Origin of the sequence: Maritimibacter fusiformis (assembly GCF_008086115.1) — a bacterium.
In the GTDB taxonomy this organism is placed as follows: Bacteria; Pseudomonadota; Alphaproteobacteria; order Rhodobacterales; family Rhodobacteraceae; genus Muriiphilus; species Muriiphilus fusiformis.
The window spans coordinates 144,210-161,401 of record NZ_VSIY01000005.1 but is presented as its reverse complement, the minus strand read 5'-3'; the positions used below and the strand labels follow the sequence as shown (position 1 = coordinate 161,401).

The window sequence follows — 17,192 nt, the reverse complement described above, 5'->3', positions numbered from 1 at the left end:
GCATGGTTATTGCTGCTAATCGGGCTAACCTTCACCGGAAATCGCAAAATTAGCAGATTGCTTCCTGCCGTTCATCACCGGTTTTTCACCGAGCTGCCAGAAAAGTCTGCGTCCGCGTTTTGGTGCCGTCCTGCCGGGGCGTAGGTCCTCCTTGTTGCAATGAGGAGGCCGTGATGCCTGAAGTCGTAGAGAAATACCTGACAACGAAAGAAGTCGCGACGCGGCTTCGTCGTCACCCTCGGACAATCCGGGATTGGATCGTGTACGGGTGTCCGACCGAACGCGGGACCGTACATCTGGAAGCCACGAAACCTGGCAAGAGCTGGCTCGTGCACCCCGATTGGCTGGCGCTCTTCGAGCATCGGATCCGCCCCGTGCGGAGGGCGGATCTCGATCTCGAGTGAGCCCCGAGCCAGACACGGGAGTGAAGACATGACGGTTCAAGATCAAATCCGGGAGTATCTCGGGGCGTCCGGGAGCAGCAAGCGAGCGCTCGCCCTGCAGGCGGGTCTGAACCCGCGGGCTGTGCAGGATATTCTCGAGATCCCCGGAATCCGGTCGGACAGGAAAACTCTCGATGCGCTCGGCGAGGTCATGGGTATCCATTTGCCGACGCCGGCGGGTCAGATGACCTATTCGCGCCTGATGAGCGACCTGTCGTGCCCGACAGGGGATGAGAAATCCGACAGCCGCAACCGTGTGTTCATCTCCCGCCTCAAAGCATTTCTGAAGGCCGCGGGCTGGGTGGCCGAAATCGAAATCGTGGATCGCCGACGCGCGGTCGAGAAATTGTCCAGCTGGTCGGCTGCAACCCTCGACCTGACCGAAAACAGCTTCGGCACCTACAAATCCGACATCCTGGCGGCTATTCACTCTCATGGCGGTCGAAATCGGCCGTCCGGAATTCGGGACGTGACCGGCATCTATCGCGAAATCTACGATGTGCTGTCGGAGTCCGATTGCCCAGATGACCTGAAACTGATCTCGGGGACGTTCTTCCATTTCCTCTACAAGCGGGAAATTTCACCTGGAGAAATCTCCACAGAGGTCCTCCACGAATACTATCTGCACCGTCTCGCGGTTATACGGATCCGGATGTCATCGAGAACGTTCTCGATGCGCTGAGTTCCGGGAACTCCGACGACGAATTCCCGAGCAGCTATGCCGAGTCGGTCGGGAAGACACTGAAGAAGCTGGCGCGGGACTACATCGGTCGAAGCGCCGACGACGTGAACGCCATCGCCGGGCATATCAAGGAACATGCGATCGGCGAGACGGGCATCTCGCGTCGTAACAAGGCCCGGCTGCGGCAGATCATCGGTGACCGCCAGCAAAGGCTGATCGATCTGAGCGACATCCTGACCGACGAGGTCAACTCGATCATCGACAAACGGAAACGGAAATGCCGCGGCAAGACGAGAATGGACCTGCTCGGCCCTGAAGAGGCCCGGGACGTCATGTGCGCCATCGCCAGCGACATTCTCCTGGCGCGGGCACCGCGGCGGGCCAACATCACCGGTATTCGTCTGTCATGGATTTCCTGGGCGGGTGGAACGGCGCGCATCATTGTTCCGAATGTGCAGGTGAAGGGTCGCGACAGCGATGATCCGGATCTGCATATACCGCTCGATGAGCATGCTTCGGCCAGGTTGAAATCGTTCATCGAGAAGGTCCGGCCGAAGGCTCTGCGAGCAGGAGACGACGAAAATCCATTCCTTTTCCCGTCACAGGGAGAAGGGGGCGAGCCAGGGCAACCCTATGCCGGCTTGCTCGAGCGTCTCGTCCGGCACACGAAACGGATCGTGGGCGTCAAGATCAACCCGCATCTCTACCGGCATTTCCTTGGCTGGCTATGGCTCAGGGAAGATCCGGATCGGCTGCCCGATGTCCAGCGTCTGCTCGGTCACAAGCGGCTCGAGACGACGCTCGCGCACTACGCCGAGATCGACGAGGACCTCGCACTCGACAGGTGGAGCAAATACCTCGCCGACCAGAAGTCCCGGCAGCCCGAAAAAACCAAGGAGAAAAGGAAAACAGGATGAAACACCAGTACAACGAGAGCCCGAAGGCGGGTCAATTGCCCAACCATCTTCAGGCTGCCATCAAAGAACACTATTCCTGGGTCGCCAAGGACGCCATTCTGGAAGAATGGGGCAGATACCTCGAGGCTGCAGCACTGGAGCGGCCCGCTGACGGAACCCGACGGAGGGCATTCTGATGTGCACTCGGCGCCATAACGAGGCAGGCTCTGGACCGAGCTCTCCCGAGGAATTCCGCGAGGCCTTCGGCTGGGACCGACCGTGCGTCGATCCTACGCCCGTTCTCCGCTCGGTGCATGGCTTTGCGAAATGGCGCGGCCACGTGGCCTGGCCCATGCCCGCGCCCGACCACACGGAGGTATCCGGCTATCTGGAGGCGCTCTGCGCGCGTCTCGGCGAGCAATACGCGGCTGCCGAGCTCGCCTACATCCAGATCGGCGCCCCTCTCCTCTGGGGCGCTCCAATCGCCGGTATGATCGGAAAGATTCTGCGGCAGAGCCGTTGCACCCCGAAGGTGGCGGCGAAGTCTATCGACGAGCGGGCCCGGAACGCCATCTCGTCCCTACCGCAGGAATGGCAAGGGAAGCTCGTCGCGAAACTGATCAGTGAACCTGGACCGAACTCGGAGAAATGGAGCGCGAACCATGTTCAGTCTGTGGCGCATGCCCTGGCGCGATGGTGTCGCGCGTCGGCCGTTCTCGGTCAAGAGCTGCGGCCAACAGGTACCTCGTTCCACATCTACGCGACCGACCTGAGGGCTGACGGCGTCTCGGATCGGAGCGTGGCCGACTATCTGTCGCGCATCCTCTCCGGCTTCCGCGTCGTAGCGGATCCAAGCTTCCATAGCACGGGATGTGAGCATGTCATCGCGCGGCATGATGCCCTCGCCAAGGTCGCCGGCCGACCGACGAAGACCGGCGCGCAGATCGTCGGCGCATCGACGATTTTCGATCTCGGCGTCGATCTCATGGACGCTGCACGGGAGAATGGCCCTCGCGGTCTGCATGTCGCACGCGACTTCCGCAACGGCCTGCTGTTGTCCTTTGCCGCAGCCCTGCCGCAGCGGGCACGGGCCCTTTCGCACCTCGCCTTCGGCACGACCGTCGTGCTCCTCGAGAAACCCTACGTCCATGTCGTGCTGCCCGGGCGCATGCTGAAAATGCGTGAGGCGAAGAAGCGGTTCGCGGGCTATGACAAGGTCTTGATCAACCCCGTGCTGTGGTCGGCTCTCGACGACTACCAGCGGAGTTTCCGGCCGCTCTTCGATGACGGGCCGGCACTCTTTCCGAGCATGGTCGACATGGGGGCGGCCATCACCTCGCCGCAACTCGGCCGTCTGGTCGGCGATCTGACCTGCAAGCATCTCGGCGTGCGCGTGGGCATCCACCGCGTCCGGGACAACGTCGCAACCGAAGCCTCCGAGGAGATTCAGAGCGGGGGATACCTGGCGCCTGCACTGCTGGGGCACAAGAGCGCCGCCACGACCATGGACAGCTACGATCACGCGCAGGGGATGAGAGCCGCACGCGAGCATGGCGCACACATCGCCGGACTGAGGTCGGCCCCCACGACCTTGCGCCTGTAGTGGCGTGTCGCGGGAAGGTCTGGCCAGCGGGGGCCCGAAAGTGTCGCCTGCGAAGGAGAACCCGAAAGGGACATCGAAAGGACGGCGTGCGTTGCCGGTTCCGTCCGGGCGACCCTGTCACCGGGAACCAGGCATGAAAAATCAGGGATGAACTGATGCACGATTACCCTCCGAGGTCTCCCGAAACGCTTGCTGCCATGGAAAGGACCCGGGCGGCGGGGAAGCAGCTCGAAGCGGACGCGCTCGCAGTGGCCATCTGGCTCGCGGCCCGGACTCCCGGCATTCTCGTCCGCCTCGAGATTCAGCGGCATCACGGCTGCGAAGACCACGAGATCGCGTATGTCGTGCCGCATGTCACGGAGCGGCAGACACGTCGAAAACTGCGGGCGACGGCCGAGAGATCCTTGCAGGCGTTGGGGTGGACGCTGAAGCCGGAGGGGCGAGACGTCTGGTCGATTTCGTTCAGGGTGAAGGGCGCACGCTGTCCGCTCACCAGCGCCTCGCGGCAATCTCGAGGGTGGTAGACGCCATGAACACAGCCTCGGTCGAGGCTACCGAGTGGCCATCGACATGCGGACATGATGATGCTGGCCTCTGACCGGCAGTTGTAGGTTCGCCGCCGCTCACCGCCGCAAAACACCGTGATATCTGCATTTTTCCGGTTCAATTGAAGACGGGTCCTTTTCACCCGCATTCGGTGGAATGTTGCCATTCTCAACATTTTCCATCCCCTGCCGCACCGTGCCGCAACATCCGGACCAAGATTGCGAATTTCACAATTCCACGTTCGGAACCGCTTCAACACAGCGGCGAAGAGAAGGGATGGACGCCGTCATTCCGTTTGCCGCGCTCCTCGTGACGAGAGCGCGGCAGCGGAAACACGGCGCCTCGCGATCGACGAAGTCAACCACGCCGGCGGCAACTCCTCCTGCTGCTACGGAAGCGCCGGCCAATCACCCCGATACGGAAAGGAGATTTCTCGGGGTCTTGACTGCCACGAACGGCGTCGACTTCCACAGGAGCCCCTTATGTTCAACGCCCCCGCCGAATCTGTCATCCAGTGCCGTGATCTTTCCGCACTTATCGCGGCCGCTTTGTTCAACAAGCATGGGTCGGCGATGCTCAACGCCGCCGCACTGCTCGGCGGTCCAGCCGCGCACCGTCGCTGCCTTCGGCTAATGTCGCAAATATCCGAGAGCCGGTCTCTTACGAGGTCGCTCCGGCAGGAGCTGGTCTGGCTGCATCGGCTCGTCTCCCTCGATCTCGTCGGGGAGCCGGAGACCGAGGAAACCGCCCGCTTCGCTATGATCGACCCGCTCGATCCTCGTGTTGAGGAGATCTGCCTCGAGGCCGATCATCTCTACGACCTCCTCGTCGCGATCTCCGATCTGGATCCCGGGTGCGATGTCATCCTGCCCGAGATCTTCGACCTCTCGGCTGCATGAACCGGTCGGCCCGCGAGGGCCGACTGCTTGAAGGCGTGGCAATTCAGCCGCGACCGACTCTTCTGGAGGAAGACATGCAGACCTATTACCAGATGCCCCTCGATGAGCTGTGTTCCCTGCTGATCGGGACGACCCGAGGCTTCATCGAGAACTTCCCGACCAACGAGGTCTCCGTCGACGCGATCGAGCGCGGCACCCTGCGCCGCACCCTGGAGACGATGCGCGCCAGCGCAGGCCTCTCGCGCCACGACGACACGGATATCGACCTTCTGTCGGCCGTTCTGGAACGGGAGCTGTGATCGCATCGGCTACCGTATCACCCTTTTTTGAAACCGTTTGAACGCCATCGAGCTCGATTTCGGCAAGCTTCCGCTTCTTCCATTTCCTCGCCATGGCAAGCTTGGAGAAGGTCTTGGTGAAGCTGACGCTTTCCCCCTGAACGGTCTTGCGGATCTGGGCGCGATAGGAGCATCCGCCATTCGCGCCAGGAATCTCTTGAATGTTGGGTTCGACACTGCGAGATTTGGGGTTGTTCATGCGGCGACCATCTGATCGCGCCTTCGAACCCCCCCTCGGCGGGTTCTTCGTCGGTGCACTGTCATCACGCACTTTTTCATTTTGAGGAGCGGGGAGCGGTGCGGCCACTCGCTTGCCGGGGAACTGGATGATGTTTGCGGTCATGGTTGGACTTCCTTGGTCGATTGTAGACAGAAGGTTGGTCCGAGGTCAGAACCCCGGAAATCGGGACGCTCTGACGGCGCTGGAGGGCCTCTCGACCGCTTGGACGGGTGGCGTCGTGAGTTGCTACGCCGTAGCAACACGGCTCGCGAAACCCGGCAAGATAAGGCATAACCCGCCGGAATGGAGTGGTTTTGAAGCTGAGAAGTTGACGGGTGAGAGATGATTAGTGAAGCAAAATCATATACTTGCGGTTTTTCGCGGCTTTCCGTGGCACCCATGATGGATTGGACCGACCGGCACTGTCGCTATCTGCACCGGTTGATGAGCCGCGAGGCGTTGCTCTATACCGAGATGGTCACGGCGCCGGCGCTGGTGCGGGGGGGTGCCGTGCATCTGCTCGACTTCGCGCCCGAGGAGCACCCGGTGGCGGTGCAACTGGGCGGGTCCGACCCGGCGGAGCTGGCCGAGGCGACGCGGATCTGCGTGGCGCGCGGCTATGACGAGGTCAATCTCAACGTCGGCTGTCCCTCGGACCGGGTGCAATCGGGCACCTTCGGCGCGGTCCTGATGAAATCGCCTGAACTGGTCGCGGACTGCGTGCGCGCGATGATCGAGGCAGCGGGCGGCACCGAGGTCACGGTGAAATGCCGGATCGGGGTGGACGATCAGGAGCCGGAGGCGGTGTTGCCCGCGTTTCTCGACACGATCCGTGCCGCTGGGGTGCGCCGGGTGGCGATCCATGCGCGCAAGGCCTGGCTCAAGGGGCTCAGCCCCAAGGAAAACCGCGAGGTGCCGCCGCTCGACTACCCGTTGGTCTACCGGATGAAGGCGGAGTTTCCCGACCTGCACCTGTCAGTGAACGGCGGTATCGGCTCGCTTGATGAAGCCCGCGCACATCTCGCCGCCGGGATGGACGGGGTGATGGTGGGGCGCGCGGCCTATCACAAGCCCGCCGAGATCCTGATGCGGACCGACAGCGAGATTTTCGGCGTGCCCGACCCAGTGAGCGATCCGCGCGCGGTGGTGCTGGCGATGGAGCCCTATATCGCGGCGCATCTGGCCTCGGGCGGCAAGCTGGCCCAGATCACCCAGCATATGCTGGGGCTGTTCGCGGGGCAACCCGGCGCGCGGCACTGGAAGCGGGTGCTGTCCGAAGGGGCGCACCGGCCCGGCGCGGATTTCCGGCTGCTGGAGGAGGCGCTGAGGGTTCTCGCCTGACGAAGCGCTTCCGGTCAGGCGGGCGACGGCACCCGGCGCAGGGTGATCAACGCCAGGCCCAGCGCGACCCAGGCGCAGATCGCGATCATCGCGATCATCGGCTGGGCGGTCCCATCAAAGAACGGCCCGGCGATCACCACCATCACCCCGCCGACCAGCATCTGCAGCGTGCCGCCCAGAGATGAGGCCAGCCCGGCGATGTCGCCGTGATCGTCGAGCGCGATCACCATCGACGTCGGAATGACCAACCCCATGAAGGCATTGCCGAAAAAGAGACACGCGGTGATCACCGCGAGTCCCGCCAACCCGGCGAAGGCGAAAACCAGCAGCAGGCCGGTGAAGCCGGCGAAGCCGATCGTGCCCCAGAGCATGACCCTTTGCGGTCCGAACCGCGTGCTGAGAGGACCGGCGAGTTGCGAGGCGCCGAAAAACCCCAGCGCGTTCACCGCGAAATAGAGCGAAAAGCCGGTCGGGGTGAGGCCGAACTCCTCGACATAGACGAACGGGGCGAAGCTGATGAAGACAAAGAAACTGGCCATCCCGAAGGCGCCGATGAAGGTCAGGCCAAGAAAGACCGGCGCGCGAAACAGCACCCTGGCCCCGGCCATGAGCGCGCGCAGGTTGACCGGCACGCGCTTGTCGGGGTGCAGCGTCTCGGGCTGGGCCAGCGCCGCCAGCGACAGGCAAAGGAGCGCAGCGCCTGTCAGGACCGCGAACACCGCGCGCCAGCCGCCCAGCGCCACCACGCCCGCGCCGGCGAGCGGTGCCAGCATCGGCGAGACCGAGATCACCAGCATGATCAGCGCCATCAGCCGCGTCGCCTCGGGCCCGGTATACATGTCGCGGATGATCGCGCGCGGCACCACCATCACCGCCGCCCCGCCCAGCCCCTGCACGAAACGCGCGGCGATGAGCGTCTCGATGCTGCCGGCCACGCTGGCCGCGGCCGAGCCGATGGCGAAGATGATCAGCCCGACATAGATCGGCCGCTTGCGCCCGGCCATGTCGGCCCAGGGACCATAGATAAGTTGCGCCACGCCGAAGGCGAGGAAATAGAAGGTGATGGTGTTCTGCACCGCAGTCTCGGGCACCGCGAAATCCGCCGCGATCTGCGGCATCGCGGGCAGGAACATGTCGATCGCGAACGGGCCCACCATCGACAGAAGGGCAAGGATCACGGCAGTTCGCAAGAGCGACGGCGGCATCGGCATATCCGGCTGCTGGTGTTGACCTGGACGCGGCCCTGTTCGCATCGGCCACGCCCGACGCTATAAACCGGGCGCGTGTCCTTGGCTAGTCCGTCTGGTCAAGCGCCGGGGCCTGCGCTATTCGAGGCCGACACGCGCCGGGAGGGCAGGGGCTTGGACATGACGATGCTGATCTGGATGGGCCTGATGCTGGCGGGCATCGGCGCCTTCGCGGGGGTGGTCGCGGGGCTTCTGGGGGTCGGCGGCGGGATCATCCTGGTGCCGGCGTTTTTCTATGCCTTCACCGCGCTCGGGTTCGGGTCAGACCAGCTCATGCAGGTCTGCCTGGCCACGTCGCTGGCCACGATCATCGTGACCTCGGTGCGCTCGGTCCTGTCGCATCATCGCAAGGGGGCGGTCGACTGGGGCATTCTGAAAACCTGGGCGCCGGGAATCGTGATCGGCGCGGCCATCGGTGTGCTGGTGGCGGCCTCGTTGCGCTCGTCGGTGCTGCAGGCGATCTTTGGCGCGCTGGCGCTGCTGGTCGGGCTTTACCTGCTGGTCGGGCGCAGTGACTGGCGGCTGGCCGACGCGATGCCCGGCGGGATCAAGCGCGCGCTCATGTCGCCCGCGGTCGGGTTCCTGTCGGTGCTGATGGGGATCGGCGGCGGCAGTTTCGGGGTGCCGATCATGACGCTGCATTCGGTGCCGATCCACCGCGCGGTGGCCACGGCGGCGGGGTTCGGCGTGATCATCGCTGTGCCCTCGGTGATCGGGTTCCTGATGCTGCCGGTCGAGACCGCGCCGCCCTATACCATCGGCGCGGTCAACCTGCCGGCCTTCGCGGTCGTCATCGCGATGACGCTGATCACTGCGCCGCTGGGGGTAAGGCTGGCGCATGCGCTTGACCCCAAGCCGCTGAAACGGGCGTTTGGCGGGTTTCTCACGCTGGTCGCGCTCAACATGCTGCGCAAGGTGGTTCTGGGTTAGACCGCCTCGAGCGCCAGCTTGTTGATCCGCTCCACCATCGCGCGCAGGCCGTTGGAGCGTTGCGCCGACAGGTGCTCGTGCAGCCCCAGCCGCCCAAGCTCGGCTGCCGCGTCGATTTTCGGCACCTCGTCCACCGGCACGCCGTTGTAGAGCCTGGTCAGCACCGCCACGATGCCGCGCACGATCAGCGCGTCGGAATCACCGCGAAACCGGAAGGTGCCGTTCTCGATCTCGGGCATGAGCCAGACCTGGCTGGCGCAGCCGTCGACCTTGGTCGCGGGCACCTTGAGCGCGTCCTCGAGCGGTGGCATCGCCTTGCCCAGTTCGATCACATGCGCATAGCGGTCTTCCCAATCGTCGAGAAACTCGAAATCCTCGGCAAGTTCTTCAAAGGCTTCGGTGGCCATGGTCCTCTCCGTTTTCGTCCCTGTCACCTAGGGTGAGTGCTCCGAAAGGTCCAGACCCCCGCACGATGCGGGTTTTCAAACTCGCCGCTATGGGCTAGTCAAAGTCAGAACCTTGGGGGAAGATCATGACGGCCCGGATTCTCATCGCACTCAGCCTCGTCCTCGGCTTGTCGGCCTGTTCGGGCGGCTTCAGCCTCAATCCGCTCAACTGGTTCGGGTCGGGTGGACCCGACGAGGTCGCGCTCACGCCCGAGGGCGGGTATCCCGACAGTCGGGATTTCCGCATCCCGGTGCAGCAGGTCACCGCGCTGAGGCTCGAAAAGACCACGGCGGGCGTGATCGTCTATGCCACCGGGTTGCCGCCGCGCGTCGGGTATTGGGATGCCGAACTGGTCGCGGAGAACGATGGCGAGCCGGTCAATGGCGTGATGAGCTACGTGTTCCGTATCTCCGAGCCGCGCTGGCGCCAGCCGGACGGAACGCCCTATGCCCGCACCGTGCATGTCGCCCAGTTCATCTCGAACGCCAAGCTGCGTGACGTGACCACGATCCGCGTGACCGGCGAGACCAACAGCATGACCGGCCGGCGCTGAGGCGCCCCGGTCTCAGACCTCGATCACGCGGACTTTCTGGCCATTCGCGGCCAGGCCGATCTTGCCCTCGCACAGCCGCACCGCGTCGTTTCCGAACACCTCGGCGCGCCAACCCCTGAGCGCGGCGACATTGCGCCGCCCGCCCGCAAGCGCGTCGAGATCCGACGCCGAAGCGATCAGCTTTTGCGCCACCCCGGTCTCTTCGGACCGCGCCTTGAGAAGCACCCGAAGCAGATCGGCCAGCGCCGGGTTCACCTGCAGCTTGTCGTTGCCGTTCTTGGGCACTTCGGGCAGGGCGTCCTCGGGGGTCTCGAGCCCGGCCTTGACGGCGGAAAGGATGCCTTCGGCCACCTCGCCGCGCCGCGCCTCGCGCAGCAGCAGCCGCGAGCGGCCCAGGTCTTTCATGTCGGTGGGCTTGGTCGAGGCCAGTTCAAGCAGCGCCTCGTCCTTCATCACCCGGTTGCGCGGGATGTTGCGCGACTGGGCATAGCCTTCGCGAAACCGCGCGAGTTCCTTGACGATGGCAAGGAAGCGGCCGGAATTGCTGCGCGTCTTGATCCGTTGCCAGGCCTCGCTGGGACGGGTGCGATAGGTCTCGGGATCGGTCAGAACCGCCAGCTCCTCCTCGACCCAGGCGCCGCGCCCGGTGCGTTCCAGCTCGGCCGCCAACACCTCGTAGATCTTGCGCAGATGCGTCACATCGCCCAGCGCGTATTTCTTCTGCGCATCGGTCAGCGGCCGGCGCGACCAGTCGGTAAAGCGCGACGACTTGTCGAGGCTCGCGCGCGCCACCTTGCGCACCAGCGTCTCGTAGCCGACCTGGTCGCCGTGCCCGCAGACCATTGCCGCCACCTGGGTGTCGAACAACGGTTTCGGGATCACGCCCGCGTCGACCGCGAAAATCTCGAGATCCTGGCGCGCGGCGTGGAACACCTTGACCACGCTCTCGTCGCGAAACAGGTCATAGAGCGGGTCGAGCGACAGGGTGTCGGCCATCGGATCGACCAGCACGGCATTCTCGTCGCCGTTGCCGGGATAAGCGAGCTGGATCAGGCAAAGGATGGAGTAATAGGTGCGTTCGCGCAGGAACTCGGTGTCGACTGTGACATAGGGGTGTTCGGCAGCTTCGGCGCAGAACGCGGCCAATGCCTCGGTCGTCGTAATCGTGTTCATATGGTGATCTTCGTTCCGTTGTCCCGCGCTTCGTCCGGCCCCGGTCTACTGGCATTCGCACGGGATGAAAAGTGCCGGGGCGAAAACGGTCGGGATCGGGTCGCCGGGCGAGGTCAGGGCAGGAAAACCGGGCGGCGGTCGTCCTCGGCAAAGCGGCGCAGAACGGCGGGATAAAGCCGGTGCTCCCACGGCAGAATGCGCGCGGCCAGCGCCTCGGGCGTGTCGCCGGGCAGGACCGGCACCCGCGCCTGGCCCAGGATCGGGCCGCCGTCGAGTTCCGCCGTGACCTCGTGCACGGTGCATCCGGCCTCGGTATCGCCCGCCGCGATGGCGCGTGCGTGGGTGTCGAGGCCCGGATATTTCGGCAAGAGCGACGGATGGATGTTCAGCATCCTGCCGGCCCAGCGCGAGGTGAACGCCGGCGTCAGCACGCGCATGAACCCGGCCAGGCACAGGATATCGGGGCGATGCGCCTCGAGTTGTTCGGTCAATGCCGCCTCGAACGCGGCCCGATCCGTGCCAAACGGCCGGTGGTCCACAACGGCCGTCGCGATGCCCAGATCACGCGCCTTGGCCAGGCCGCCCGCCTCGGGGCGGTTCGACACCACCAGCACCGGTCGCGCCGGGTGGTCGCCCGCCATGCTTTCGGCCAAGGCCACCATGTTGGACCCGGACCCGGAAATCAGGATCGCGACGCGTGCGCTCACACGCCGCCCCCGGTGAAGGCGACGCCGCTTCCGGCCGTCACCCGCCCGATGGCGTGGACCGTCTCGCCCTCGGCCCTGAGCAGCCCGGCGATGATGCCCGCGCGCTCCTCGGCCACGGCGATGACCATGCCGATACCGCAGTTGAAGGTCTTGAGCATCTCCTCGGTCTCGATCCCGCCGACCTCCTGCATCCAGCGAAACACCGGCGGCATCTCCCAGCTGTCGAGATCGACCACCGCGCCGTCGACCACGCGCGGCAGGTTCTCGGTCAGACCGCCGCCGGTGATATGCGCCAGCGCATGAACGCCGCCGGCCCGGATCGCCGCCAGCGCCGGTTTCACGTAAAGCCGCGTCGGCGTCAGCAACGCCGCGCCCAGCGTGCCGTCGCCGAACGGGCAGGGGTCGTCCCAGCCCAGGCCCGAAACCTCGACCAGCTTGCGCACCAGGCTGTAGCCATTGGAATGCACCCCGTCGGAGGCCAGACCCAGCAGAATGTCGCCCGGCCCAACCTCGGCAGGCAACGCGCCGCCGCGCTCCATCGCGCCCACGGCGAACCCGGCCAGGTCGAAATCGCCCGCCTTATATATCCCCGGCATCTCGGCGGTCTCGCCGCCGATCAGGGCGCAGCCCGAGTGCAAGCAGCCCTCGGCAATGCCTTCGACGATGCGAGCGGCGCTGTCGGTGTCGAGCTTGCCGGTGGCGAAGTAGTCGAGGAAAAACAGAGGCTCCGCGCCCTGGCACACCAGGTCGTTGACACACATCGCCACCAGGTCGATGCCGATGGTGTCGACATTGCCGGTGTCGATGGCGATCCGCAGCTTGGTGCCGACGCCGTCGGTCGCGGCCACCAGGATGGGATCGTCATATCCCGCCGCCTTGAGGTCGAAAAGCGCTCCGAACCCGCCCAGCTCGGCCATCACGCCGGGCCGCTCGGTGCGCCTGGCCGCGGGCTTGATCCGCTCGACCAGCGCATTGCCCGCGTCGATGTCAACGCCCGCATCGGCGTAGGTGATTCCGGTCTCTTTCGTGCTCATCTCAGCCCCCAAAGCATGTCGGCCCCCGGATAGAGCAAGCTCCGGGCCGAGTCCACGTCTGCCGTGCGGGTGCAGGGCGTCAGAAGTCCATCAAGACCGGGCCGGTGGTGCGCCCGGTATAGGGATCGGTCTTGCCACCCTTCGACGACACCGTCGTGCTGCCATTGAATGCCATCACCGCCAGTGCCACCGCCATCGCCGTCAGGATGACCGCGGCTACAACGCTATTGTCTCCGGCGCTGCTGGAAGGCGGGTAAACCGGCGTGTAGGACTGGGCCACGCCAGGCACCGGCATCGCCAGCGCCGCGGCAAGCGACATCGCCAGAATGGTCTTTTTCGCAATCATGTCTTGTCCCCCGTGTGCCGGCGGCGTCCCCCGTGGCACCCCCGACGAGGTGATAAAACCACCCCGCGCGCATCCGATCAAGCCTGCCGAGACCGCCGGGCCGAACCGGCACCGTGGTTGCTCGCCCCATTGACCCCTCCGACGATCCTGCTAATTCACACCCAGGTGGGCCTGTAGCTCAATTGGTTAGAGCAGGGCGCTCATAACGCCTTGGTTGGGGGTTCGAGTCCCTCCGGGCCTACCAGACTGCATCGCGAGCGCTTCGGCATCACGCCCTGGCTCTATGCGCGGGGCAGAGGCGTCATGCGGGCGCCGCCGCGACGTGGTGCAAGCCTGCGATCCCACCCGCCGCCGACGCCAATCCCCTGTTGGCTTTCCCGCGTCGAATGCCTAAAACCCGGTGACGTATTCCAAAGGGGCAGGCATTTCATGGCGACCAAGGTTTCGCGCATTTTCGTCTGGATCATCATGGGCATGGTCCTTGTCGGTCTGGTCGGGTTCGGCTCGTTCAACTTCGGCGGCTCGGCCACGTCGATCGGCAAGGTCGGCGACACCGAGATCGACGCGAACCGCTATTTCCGCGAGTTGCGCGCCGAGATGCAGGCGTTCGAGGCGCAGTATGGCCAGAACCTGACCTTTGCACAGGCGAAGATGTTCGGGCTGGACCAGGCCGTGCTTGACCGGGTGATTGCCCAGGCAGCCTTCGAGAACGAGACCGGACGGTTGGGCCTGTCGGTCGGTGACGCCGAGATCGCGCGCCAGATCAAGGAGATCGAGGCGTTTCAGGGCGTCGACGGCAAGTTCGACCGCGAAATGTATGATTTCGCCCTGCAGCAATCCGGGCTGACCGTGGCGGAATTCGAGGCCAGCCTGCGTGCCGATGTCGCCCGCACCATCCTGCAGGGCGCGGTGTCCAGCGGGATCGCGGTGCCGGCGGTCTACACCGACACGCTGTTCGCCTGGGCGCGCGAGACGCGCGATTTCACCTGGGCGCGGGTCGATGCCAGCGTGCTCGACACCCCGGTCGGCCTGCCCGACGACGAGACCTTGCAGGCTTTCTACGATGAAAACCCCGAGCTTTTCACCACGCCCGAGATCCGCAAGATCACCTATGCCTGGGCCGCGCCCGAGGACATGATCGACCGCATCGAGGTCTCGGACGAGGAGTTGCGCGCGCTTTATGACCAGCGCATCGAGGAATTCGTGGTTCCCGAACGCCGTCTGGTCGAGCGTCTGGTGTTCGGCTCCGATACCGAGGCGCAGGCGGCGGCGGATCGGCTGGCGGCTGGCGACGCCAGCTTCGAAGACCTTGTGGCCGAACGTGATCTCGACCTGTCCGACATCGACCTGGGCGACGTGACCGAGGACGAACTGGGGGCGGCCGGGCCCGAGGTCTTCGCGCTGAGCGAACCCGGCATCGTCGGCCCGGTCGAAACCAGCCTTGGCCCGGCGCTCATTCGCATGAACGCGATCCTGGCGGCGCGCGAGACCAGTTTCGAAGAGGCAAGCGAAGAGTTGAAGGGCGATTATGCCGCCGACGCCGCGCGCCGGCTGGTCGACGACCTGGTGCCGACGCTGGACGATGACCTCGCCGGCGGCGCCACGATCGAGGATCTGGCCGGCAATCATGGCCTGCGTCTGCAAACGATCGACTGGACGCCCGGCAGCGACGAGGGCATCGCGGCTTATGACAGCTTCCGCGCCGCTGCCGCGGCGGTCACCGAGGACGACTATCCCGAAGTCATTGAACTGTCGGACGGCGGCGTCTTTGCGCTGCGCCTCGACGAGGTCGTGGCGCCCCGTCTGCAACCGCTCGACGAGGTGCGCGATGAGGCCATTGCGGCCTGGCAGGCCGCCGAAACCCGGCGGCAGGTGCTGGCGCGCGCCGAGGCGATGCTGGACGAGATCGAAGGCGGCGAAACCCCGGCCAGCCTCGGGCTGACCGAGGTGATCGAAACCGCGATGAGCCGCGACGCCTTCATCGACGGCACCCCGCCCGCGCTGATGCGGACGGTGTTCGAGATGGCGCCGGACGGCTGGCAGGTGGTGTCGGGCGACGAGGGCGCGTTTCTGGTGCATCTCGACGCGGTCAACGCGCCCGATCAGGAAGCGGCGGAGGCCCGTGCGATCAAGGCGAATTTCAGCCAGCAGATCTCGCAGCAAATGGCGCTCGACCTGCAATCGGCCTTCGCGGCGGAACTGGAAAACCGCGCCGGCATCACGCTGGATCAGGGCGTGATCAACGCCGTCAACGCCAACTTCCCGTGAGGTAGACCGTGGCGCTTACCCCCTCGTTCGAGGAATTCGAAACCGGCTGGGCCAAGGGCCTGAACCAGGTGGTCTATACCAGGCTGGCTGCCGACCTCGACACGCCGGTGTCGCTGATGCTGAAACTGACTGGCGCGCGCAAGGACAGCTTCATCCTGGAAAGCGTCACCGGCGGCGAGGTGCGCGGGCGCTATTCGATCGTCGGGATGAAGCCCGATCTGGTCTGGGATTGCCGCGGCACCGAGAGCCGCATCAACCGGCAGGCGCGGTTCGACCCCGACGCCTTCGAGCCGATGGACGGCGACCCCCTGACCGCCCTGCGCGCCGTTCTGGCCGAAAGCCGCATCGACCTGCCCGCCGACCTGCCACCGGCCTCGGCGGGCCTGTTTGGCTATCTCGGCTACGACATGATCCGGCTGGTCGAGCATCTGCCCAATGTGAACCCCGACCCGCTGGGCCTGCCCGACGCGCTGATGATGCGCCCCTCGGTGGTGGCGGTGCTGGACGGCGTGAAGGGCGAGGTGATCCTGGTGTCGCCCGCCTTCCAGTCCTCGGGCCTGTCGGCGCGCGCCGCCTATGCGCAGTCGGCCGAGCGGGTGATGGATGCGCTGCGCGATCTGGAACGCCAGCCCGCCACCACCCACGACCTGGGCGAGGCCGAAGCGGCCCCGCCGATGGTGTCGAACTTTTCCAAGCCCGACTATCTCGCCGCGGTCGAGAAGGCCAAGGACTATATCCGCGCCGGCGACATCTTTCAGGTGGTGCCCAGCCAGCGCTGGAGCCAGGAGTTCTCCCTGCCACCCTTCGCGCTCTACCGCTCGCTTAGGCGCACCAACCCGTCGCCCTTCATGTTCTATTTCAACTTCGGCGGCTTCCAGGTGGTCGGGGCCAGCCCGGAAATCCTGGTGCGGGTGTTTGGCCGCGAGGTGACGATTCGTCCGATCGCCGGCACCCGCCCACGCGGCGCGACGCCCGAACAGGACCGCGCGATGGAAGACGACCTTTTGTCGGACAAGAAGGAACTGGCCGAACACCTGATGCTGCTCGACCTCGGGCGCAACGATGTCGGGCGGGTGGCCAGGATCGGCACGGTGCGCCCGACCGAGGAATTCATCGTCGAGCGTTACAGCCACGTGATGCACATCGTCTCCAACGTGGTGGGCGAGTTGTCCGAGGAACACGATGCGCTGTCGGCGCTTCTGGCGGGGCTGCCGGCCGGCACGGTGTCGGGTGCGCCCAAGGTGCGGGCGATGGAGATCATCGACGAGCTCGAGCCGGAAAAACGCGGCGTCTACGGCGGCGGCGTTGGCTATTTCGCGGCCAACGGCGACATGGACATGTGCATCGCGTTGCGAACCGCAGTGGTCAAGGACCAGGTGCTCTACATCCAGGCGGGCGGCGGCGTGGTCTACGATTCAGACCCCGAGGCCGAGTTCGAGGAAACCGTCAACAAATCCCGCGCCATCCGCATGGCCGCCGAAACCGCCGGCGTGTTCGCCAAGACCTCGGGGAATTGATC

Annotated in this window: 20 protein-coding genes and 1 tRNA gene; 15 read left to right on the top strand and 6 right to left on the bottom strand. The window is 65.2% G+C overall.

Annotated features, from left to right (window positions below; genetic code table 11):
- The first annotated feature begins 173 nt into the window (after positions 1-173).
- From FVF75_RS08400 to dusA, 10 genes are all read left to right on the top strand, one after another.
- Positions 174-404 (top strand): helix-turn-helix domain-containing protein, encoded by a 231-nt coding sequence (locus FVF75_RS08400; RefSeq protein ID WP_148377527.1) that lies wholly within the window; start codon positions 174-176, stop codon positions 402-404.
- A 28-nt stretch (positions 405-432) separates the two neighbouring features.
- Entirely contained in the window at positions 433-1,125 is a 693-nt protein-coding gene (locus FVF75_RS08395) for a hypothetical protein (protein ID WP_148377526.1), read from the top strand.
- Positions 1,126-1,229: 104 nt separating this feature from the next.
- Entirely contained in the window at positions 1,230-2,042 is an 813-nt protein-coding gene (locus FVF75_RS08390; RefSeq protein ID WP_148377525.1) for a site-specific integrase, read from the top strand.
- The gene (locus FVF75_RS08385; RefSeq protein ID WP_148377524.1) at positions 2,039-2,218 is read left to right on the top strand and encodes a hypothetical protein; all 180 of its coding nucleotides are present in this window, start codon (positions 2,039-2,041) and stop codon (positions 2,216-2,218) included. The genes FVF75_RS08390 and FVF75_RS08385 overlap by 4 nt, the downstream gene beginning before the upstream one ends.
- 155 nt (positions 2,219-2,373) lie before the next feature.
- Positions 2,374-3,624, top strand: a complete 1,251-nt coding sequence (locus FVF75_RS08380) for a site-specific integrase (protein ID WP_148377523.1) — start codon at positions 2,374-2,376, stop codon at positions 3,622-3,624.
- 197 nt (positions 3,625-3,821) lie between these two features.
- The gene (locus FVF75_RS08375) at positions 3,822-4,148 is read left to right on the top strand and encodes a hypothetical protein (RefSeq protein ID WP_222861208.1); all 327 of its coding nucleotides are present in this window, start codon (positions 3,822-3,824) and stop codon (positions 4,146-4,148) included.
- A gap of 504 nt (positions 4,149-4,652) precedes the next feature.
- Positions 4,653-5,069 carry a hypothetical protein gene (locus FVF75_RS08370; RefSeq protein ID WP_148377521.1) on the top strand — a complete coding sequence of 139 codons (417 nt, stop codon included), beginning with the start codon at positions 4,653-4,655 and terminating at the stop codon, positions 5,067-5,069.
- Between the two features lie 74 nt (positions 5,070-5,143).
- On the top strand, positions 5,144-5,368 hold the full coding sequence (locus FVF75_RS17530; RefSeq protein ID WP_187393019.1) for a hypothetical protein: 225 nt from the start codon (positions 5,144-5,146) through the stop codon (positions 5,366-5,368).
- 37 nt (positions 5,369-5,405) lie between these two features.
- Entirely contained in the window at positions 5,406-5,621 is a 216-nt protein-coding gene (locus tag FVF75_RS17525; protein ID WP_187393018.1) for a hypothetical protein, read from the top strand.
- A gap of 348 nt (positions 5,622-5,969) precedes the next feature.
- A complete protein-coding gene (gene dusA, locus FVF75_RS08360) occupies positions 5,970-6,968 on the top strand; it encodes a tRNA dihydrouridine(20/20a) synthase DusA (RefSeq protein WP_148377520.1) in 999 nt (332 codons plus the stop codon).
- Positions 6,969-6,982: 14 nt separating this feature from the next.
- Here dusA and FVF75_RS08355 read toward each other — a convergent pair whose 3' ends face one another.
- Positions 6,983-8,173, bottom strand: a complete 1,191-nt coding sequence (locus FVF75_RS08355; RefSeq protein WP_148377519.1) for a multidrug effflux MFS transporter — start codon at positions 8,171-8,173, stop codon at positions 6,983-6,985.
- Positions 8,174-8,335: 162 nt separating this feature from the next.
- On the opposite strand from FVF75_RS08355, the gene FVF75_RS08350 reads away from it, so the two are divergent.
- A complete protein-coding gene (locus tag FVF75_RS08350; protein ID WP_148377518.1) occupies positions 8,336-9,145 on the top strand; it encodes a sulfite exporter TauE/SafE family protein in 810 nt (269 codons plus the stop codon).
- On the opposite strand, the gene FVF75_RS08345 is transcribed toward FVF75_RS08350, so the two are convergent.
- Complete coding sequence (locus tag FVF75_RS08345; RefSeq protein ID WP_148377517.1) at positions 9,142-9,552, bottom strand: SufE family protein; 411 nt, start codon at positions 9,550-9,552, stop codon at positions 9,142-9,144. The two genes, FVF75_RS08350 and FVF75_RS08345, sit on opposite strands and share 4 nt — an antisense overlap.
- Before the next feature lie 125 nt (positions 9,553-9,677).
- Here FVF75_RS08345 and FVF75_RS08340 point away from each other — a divergent pair, with 125 nt between their 5' ends.
- The gene (locus FVF75_RS08340) at positions 9,678-10,145 is read left to right on the top strand and encodes a hypothetical protein (protein ID WP_148377516.1); all 468 of its coding nucleotides are present in this window, start codon (positions 9,678-9,680) and stop codon (positions 10,143-10,145) included.
- 12 nt (positions 10,146-10,157) lie between these two features.
- Here FVF75_RS08340 and rnd read toward each other — a convergent pair whose 3' ends face one another.
- The 4 genes from rnd to FVF75_RS08320 all read right to left on the bottom strand — a co-directional run bounded on the left by rnd (position 10,158) and on the right by FVF75_RS08320 (position 13,405).
- Entirely contained in the window at positions 10,158-11,318 is a 1,161-nt protein-coding gene (rnd, locus tag FVF75_RS08335) for a ribonuclease D (protein WP_148377515.1), read from the bottom strand.
- Positions 11,319-11,431: 113 nt separating this feature from the next.
- Complete coding sequence (gene purN / locus FVF75_RS08330; protein WP_148377514.1) at positions 11,432-12,025, bottom strand: phosphoribosylglycinamide formyltransferase; 594 nt, start codon at positions 12,023-12,025, stop codon at positions 11,432-11,434.
- Positions 12,022-13,059, bottom strand: coding sequence for a phosphoribosylformylglycinamidine cyclo-ligase (gene purM, locus FVF75_RS08325; protein ID WP_148377513.1), 1,038 nt, complete (start codon positions 13,057-13,059; stop codon positions 12,022-12,024). The genes purN and purM overlap by 4 nt, the downstream gene beginning before the upstream one ends.
- Before the next feature lie 79 nt (positions 13,060-13,138).
- Positions 13,139-13,405: a hypothetical protein gene (locus FVF75_RS08320; RefSeq protein WP_148377512.1), complete on the bottom strand. Its 267-nt coding sequence runs from the start codon at positions 13,403-13,405 to the stop codon at positions 13,139-13,141.
- 167 nt (positions 13,406-13,572) lie between these two features.
- Here FVF75_RS08320 and FVF75_RS08315 point away from each other — a divergent pair.
- The 3 genes from FVF75_RS08315 to trpE all read left to right on the top strand — a co-directional run bounded on the left by FVF75_RS08315 (position 13,573) and on the right by trpE (position 17,190).
- Positions 13,573-13,649: transfer RNA gene (locus FVF75_RS08315), tRNA-Ile, on the top strand.
- Between the two features lie 185 nt (positions 13,650-13,834).
- Entirely contained in the window at positions 13,835-15,673 is a 1,839-nt protein-coding gene (locus FVF75_RS08310) for a peptidyl-prolyl cis-trans isomerase (RefSeq protein ID WP_187393017.1), read from the top strand.
- An 8-nt stretch (positions 15,674-15,681) separates the two neighbouring features.
- The gene (gene trpE / locus FVF75_RS08305; protein WP_148377510.1) at positions 15,682-17,190 is read left to right on the top strand and encodes an anthranilate synthase component I; all 1,509 of its coding nucleotides are present in this window, start codon (positions 15,682-15,684) and stop codon (positions 17,188-17,190) included.
- The last annotated feature ends 2 nt before the right edge of the window (positions 17,191-17,192 follow it).

What these genes read in the sequence shown, in the direction of transcription:
- FVF75_RS08400 (WP_148377527.1), top strand. Translation starts at nt 174, where the DNA reads ATGCCTGAAGTCGTAGAGAAATACCTGACAACGAAAGAAGTCGCGACG.
- FVF75_RS08395 (WP_148377526.1), top strand. Translation starts at nt 433, where the DNA reads ATGACGGTTCAAGATCAAATCCGGGAGTATCTCGGGGCGTCCGGGAGC.
- FVF75_RS08385 (WP_148377524.1), top strand. Translation starts at nt 2,039, where the DNA reads ATGAAACACCAGTACAACGAGAGCCCGAAGGCGGGTCAATTGCCCAAC.
- FVF75_RS08380 (WP_148377523.1), top strand. Translation starts at nt 2,374, where the DNA reads ATGCCCGCGCCCGACCACACGGAGGTATCCGGCTATCTGGAGGCGCTC.
- FVF75_RS08375 (WP_222861208.1), top strand. Translation starts at nt 3,822, where the DNA reads ATGGAAAGGACCCGGGCGGCGGGGAAGCAGCTCGAAGCGGACGCGCTC.
- FVF75_RS08370 (WP_148377521.1), top strand. Translation starts at nt 4,653, where the DNA reads ATGTTCAACGCCCCCGCCGAATCTGTCATCCAGTGCCGTGATCTTTCC.
- FVF75_RS17530 (WP_187393019.1), top strand. Translation starts at nt 5,144, where the DNA reads ATGCAGACCTATTACCAGATGCCCCTCGATGAGCTGTGTTCCCTGCTG.
- dusA (WP_148377520.1), top strand. Translation starts at nt 5,970, where the DNA reads ATGATTAGTGAAGCAAAATCATATACTTGCGGTTTTTCGCGGCTTTCC.
- FVF75_RS08355 (WP_148377519.1), bottom strand. Translation starts at nt 8,173, where the DNA reads ATGCCGCCGTCGCTCTTGCGAACTGCCGTGATCCTTGCCCTTCTGTCG.
- FVF75_RS08350 (WP_148377518.1), top strand. Translation starts at nt 8,336, where the DNA reads ATGACGATGCTGATCTGGATGGGCCTGATGCTGGCGGGCATCGGCGCC.
- FVF75_RS08345 (WP_148377517.1), bottom strand. Translation starts at nt 9,552, where the DNA reads ATGGCCACCGAAGCCTTTGAAGAACTTGCCGAGGATTTCGAGTTTCTC.
- FVF75_RS08340 (WP_148377516.1), top strand. Translation starts at nt 9,678, where the DNA reads ATGACGGCCCGGATTCTCATCGCACTCAGCCTCGTCCTCGGCTTGTCG.
- rnd (WP_148377515.1), bottom strand. Translation starts at nt 11,318, where the DNA reads ATGAACACGATTACGACGACCGAGGCATTGGCCGCGTTCTGCGCCGAA.
- purM (WP_148377513.1), bottom strand. Translation starts at nt 13,059, where the DNA reads ATGAGCACGAAAGAGACCGGAATCACCTACGCCGATGCGGGCGTTGAC.
- FVF75_RS08320 (WP_148377512.1), bottom strand. Translation starts at nt 13,405, where the DNA reads ATGATTGCGAAAAAGACCATTCTGGCGATGTCGCTTGCCGCGGCGCTG.
- FVF75_RS08310 (WP_187393017.1), top strand. Translation starts at nt 13,835, where the DNA reads ATGGCGACCAAGGTTTCGCGCATTTTCGTCTGGATCATCATGGGCATG.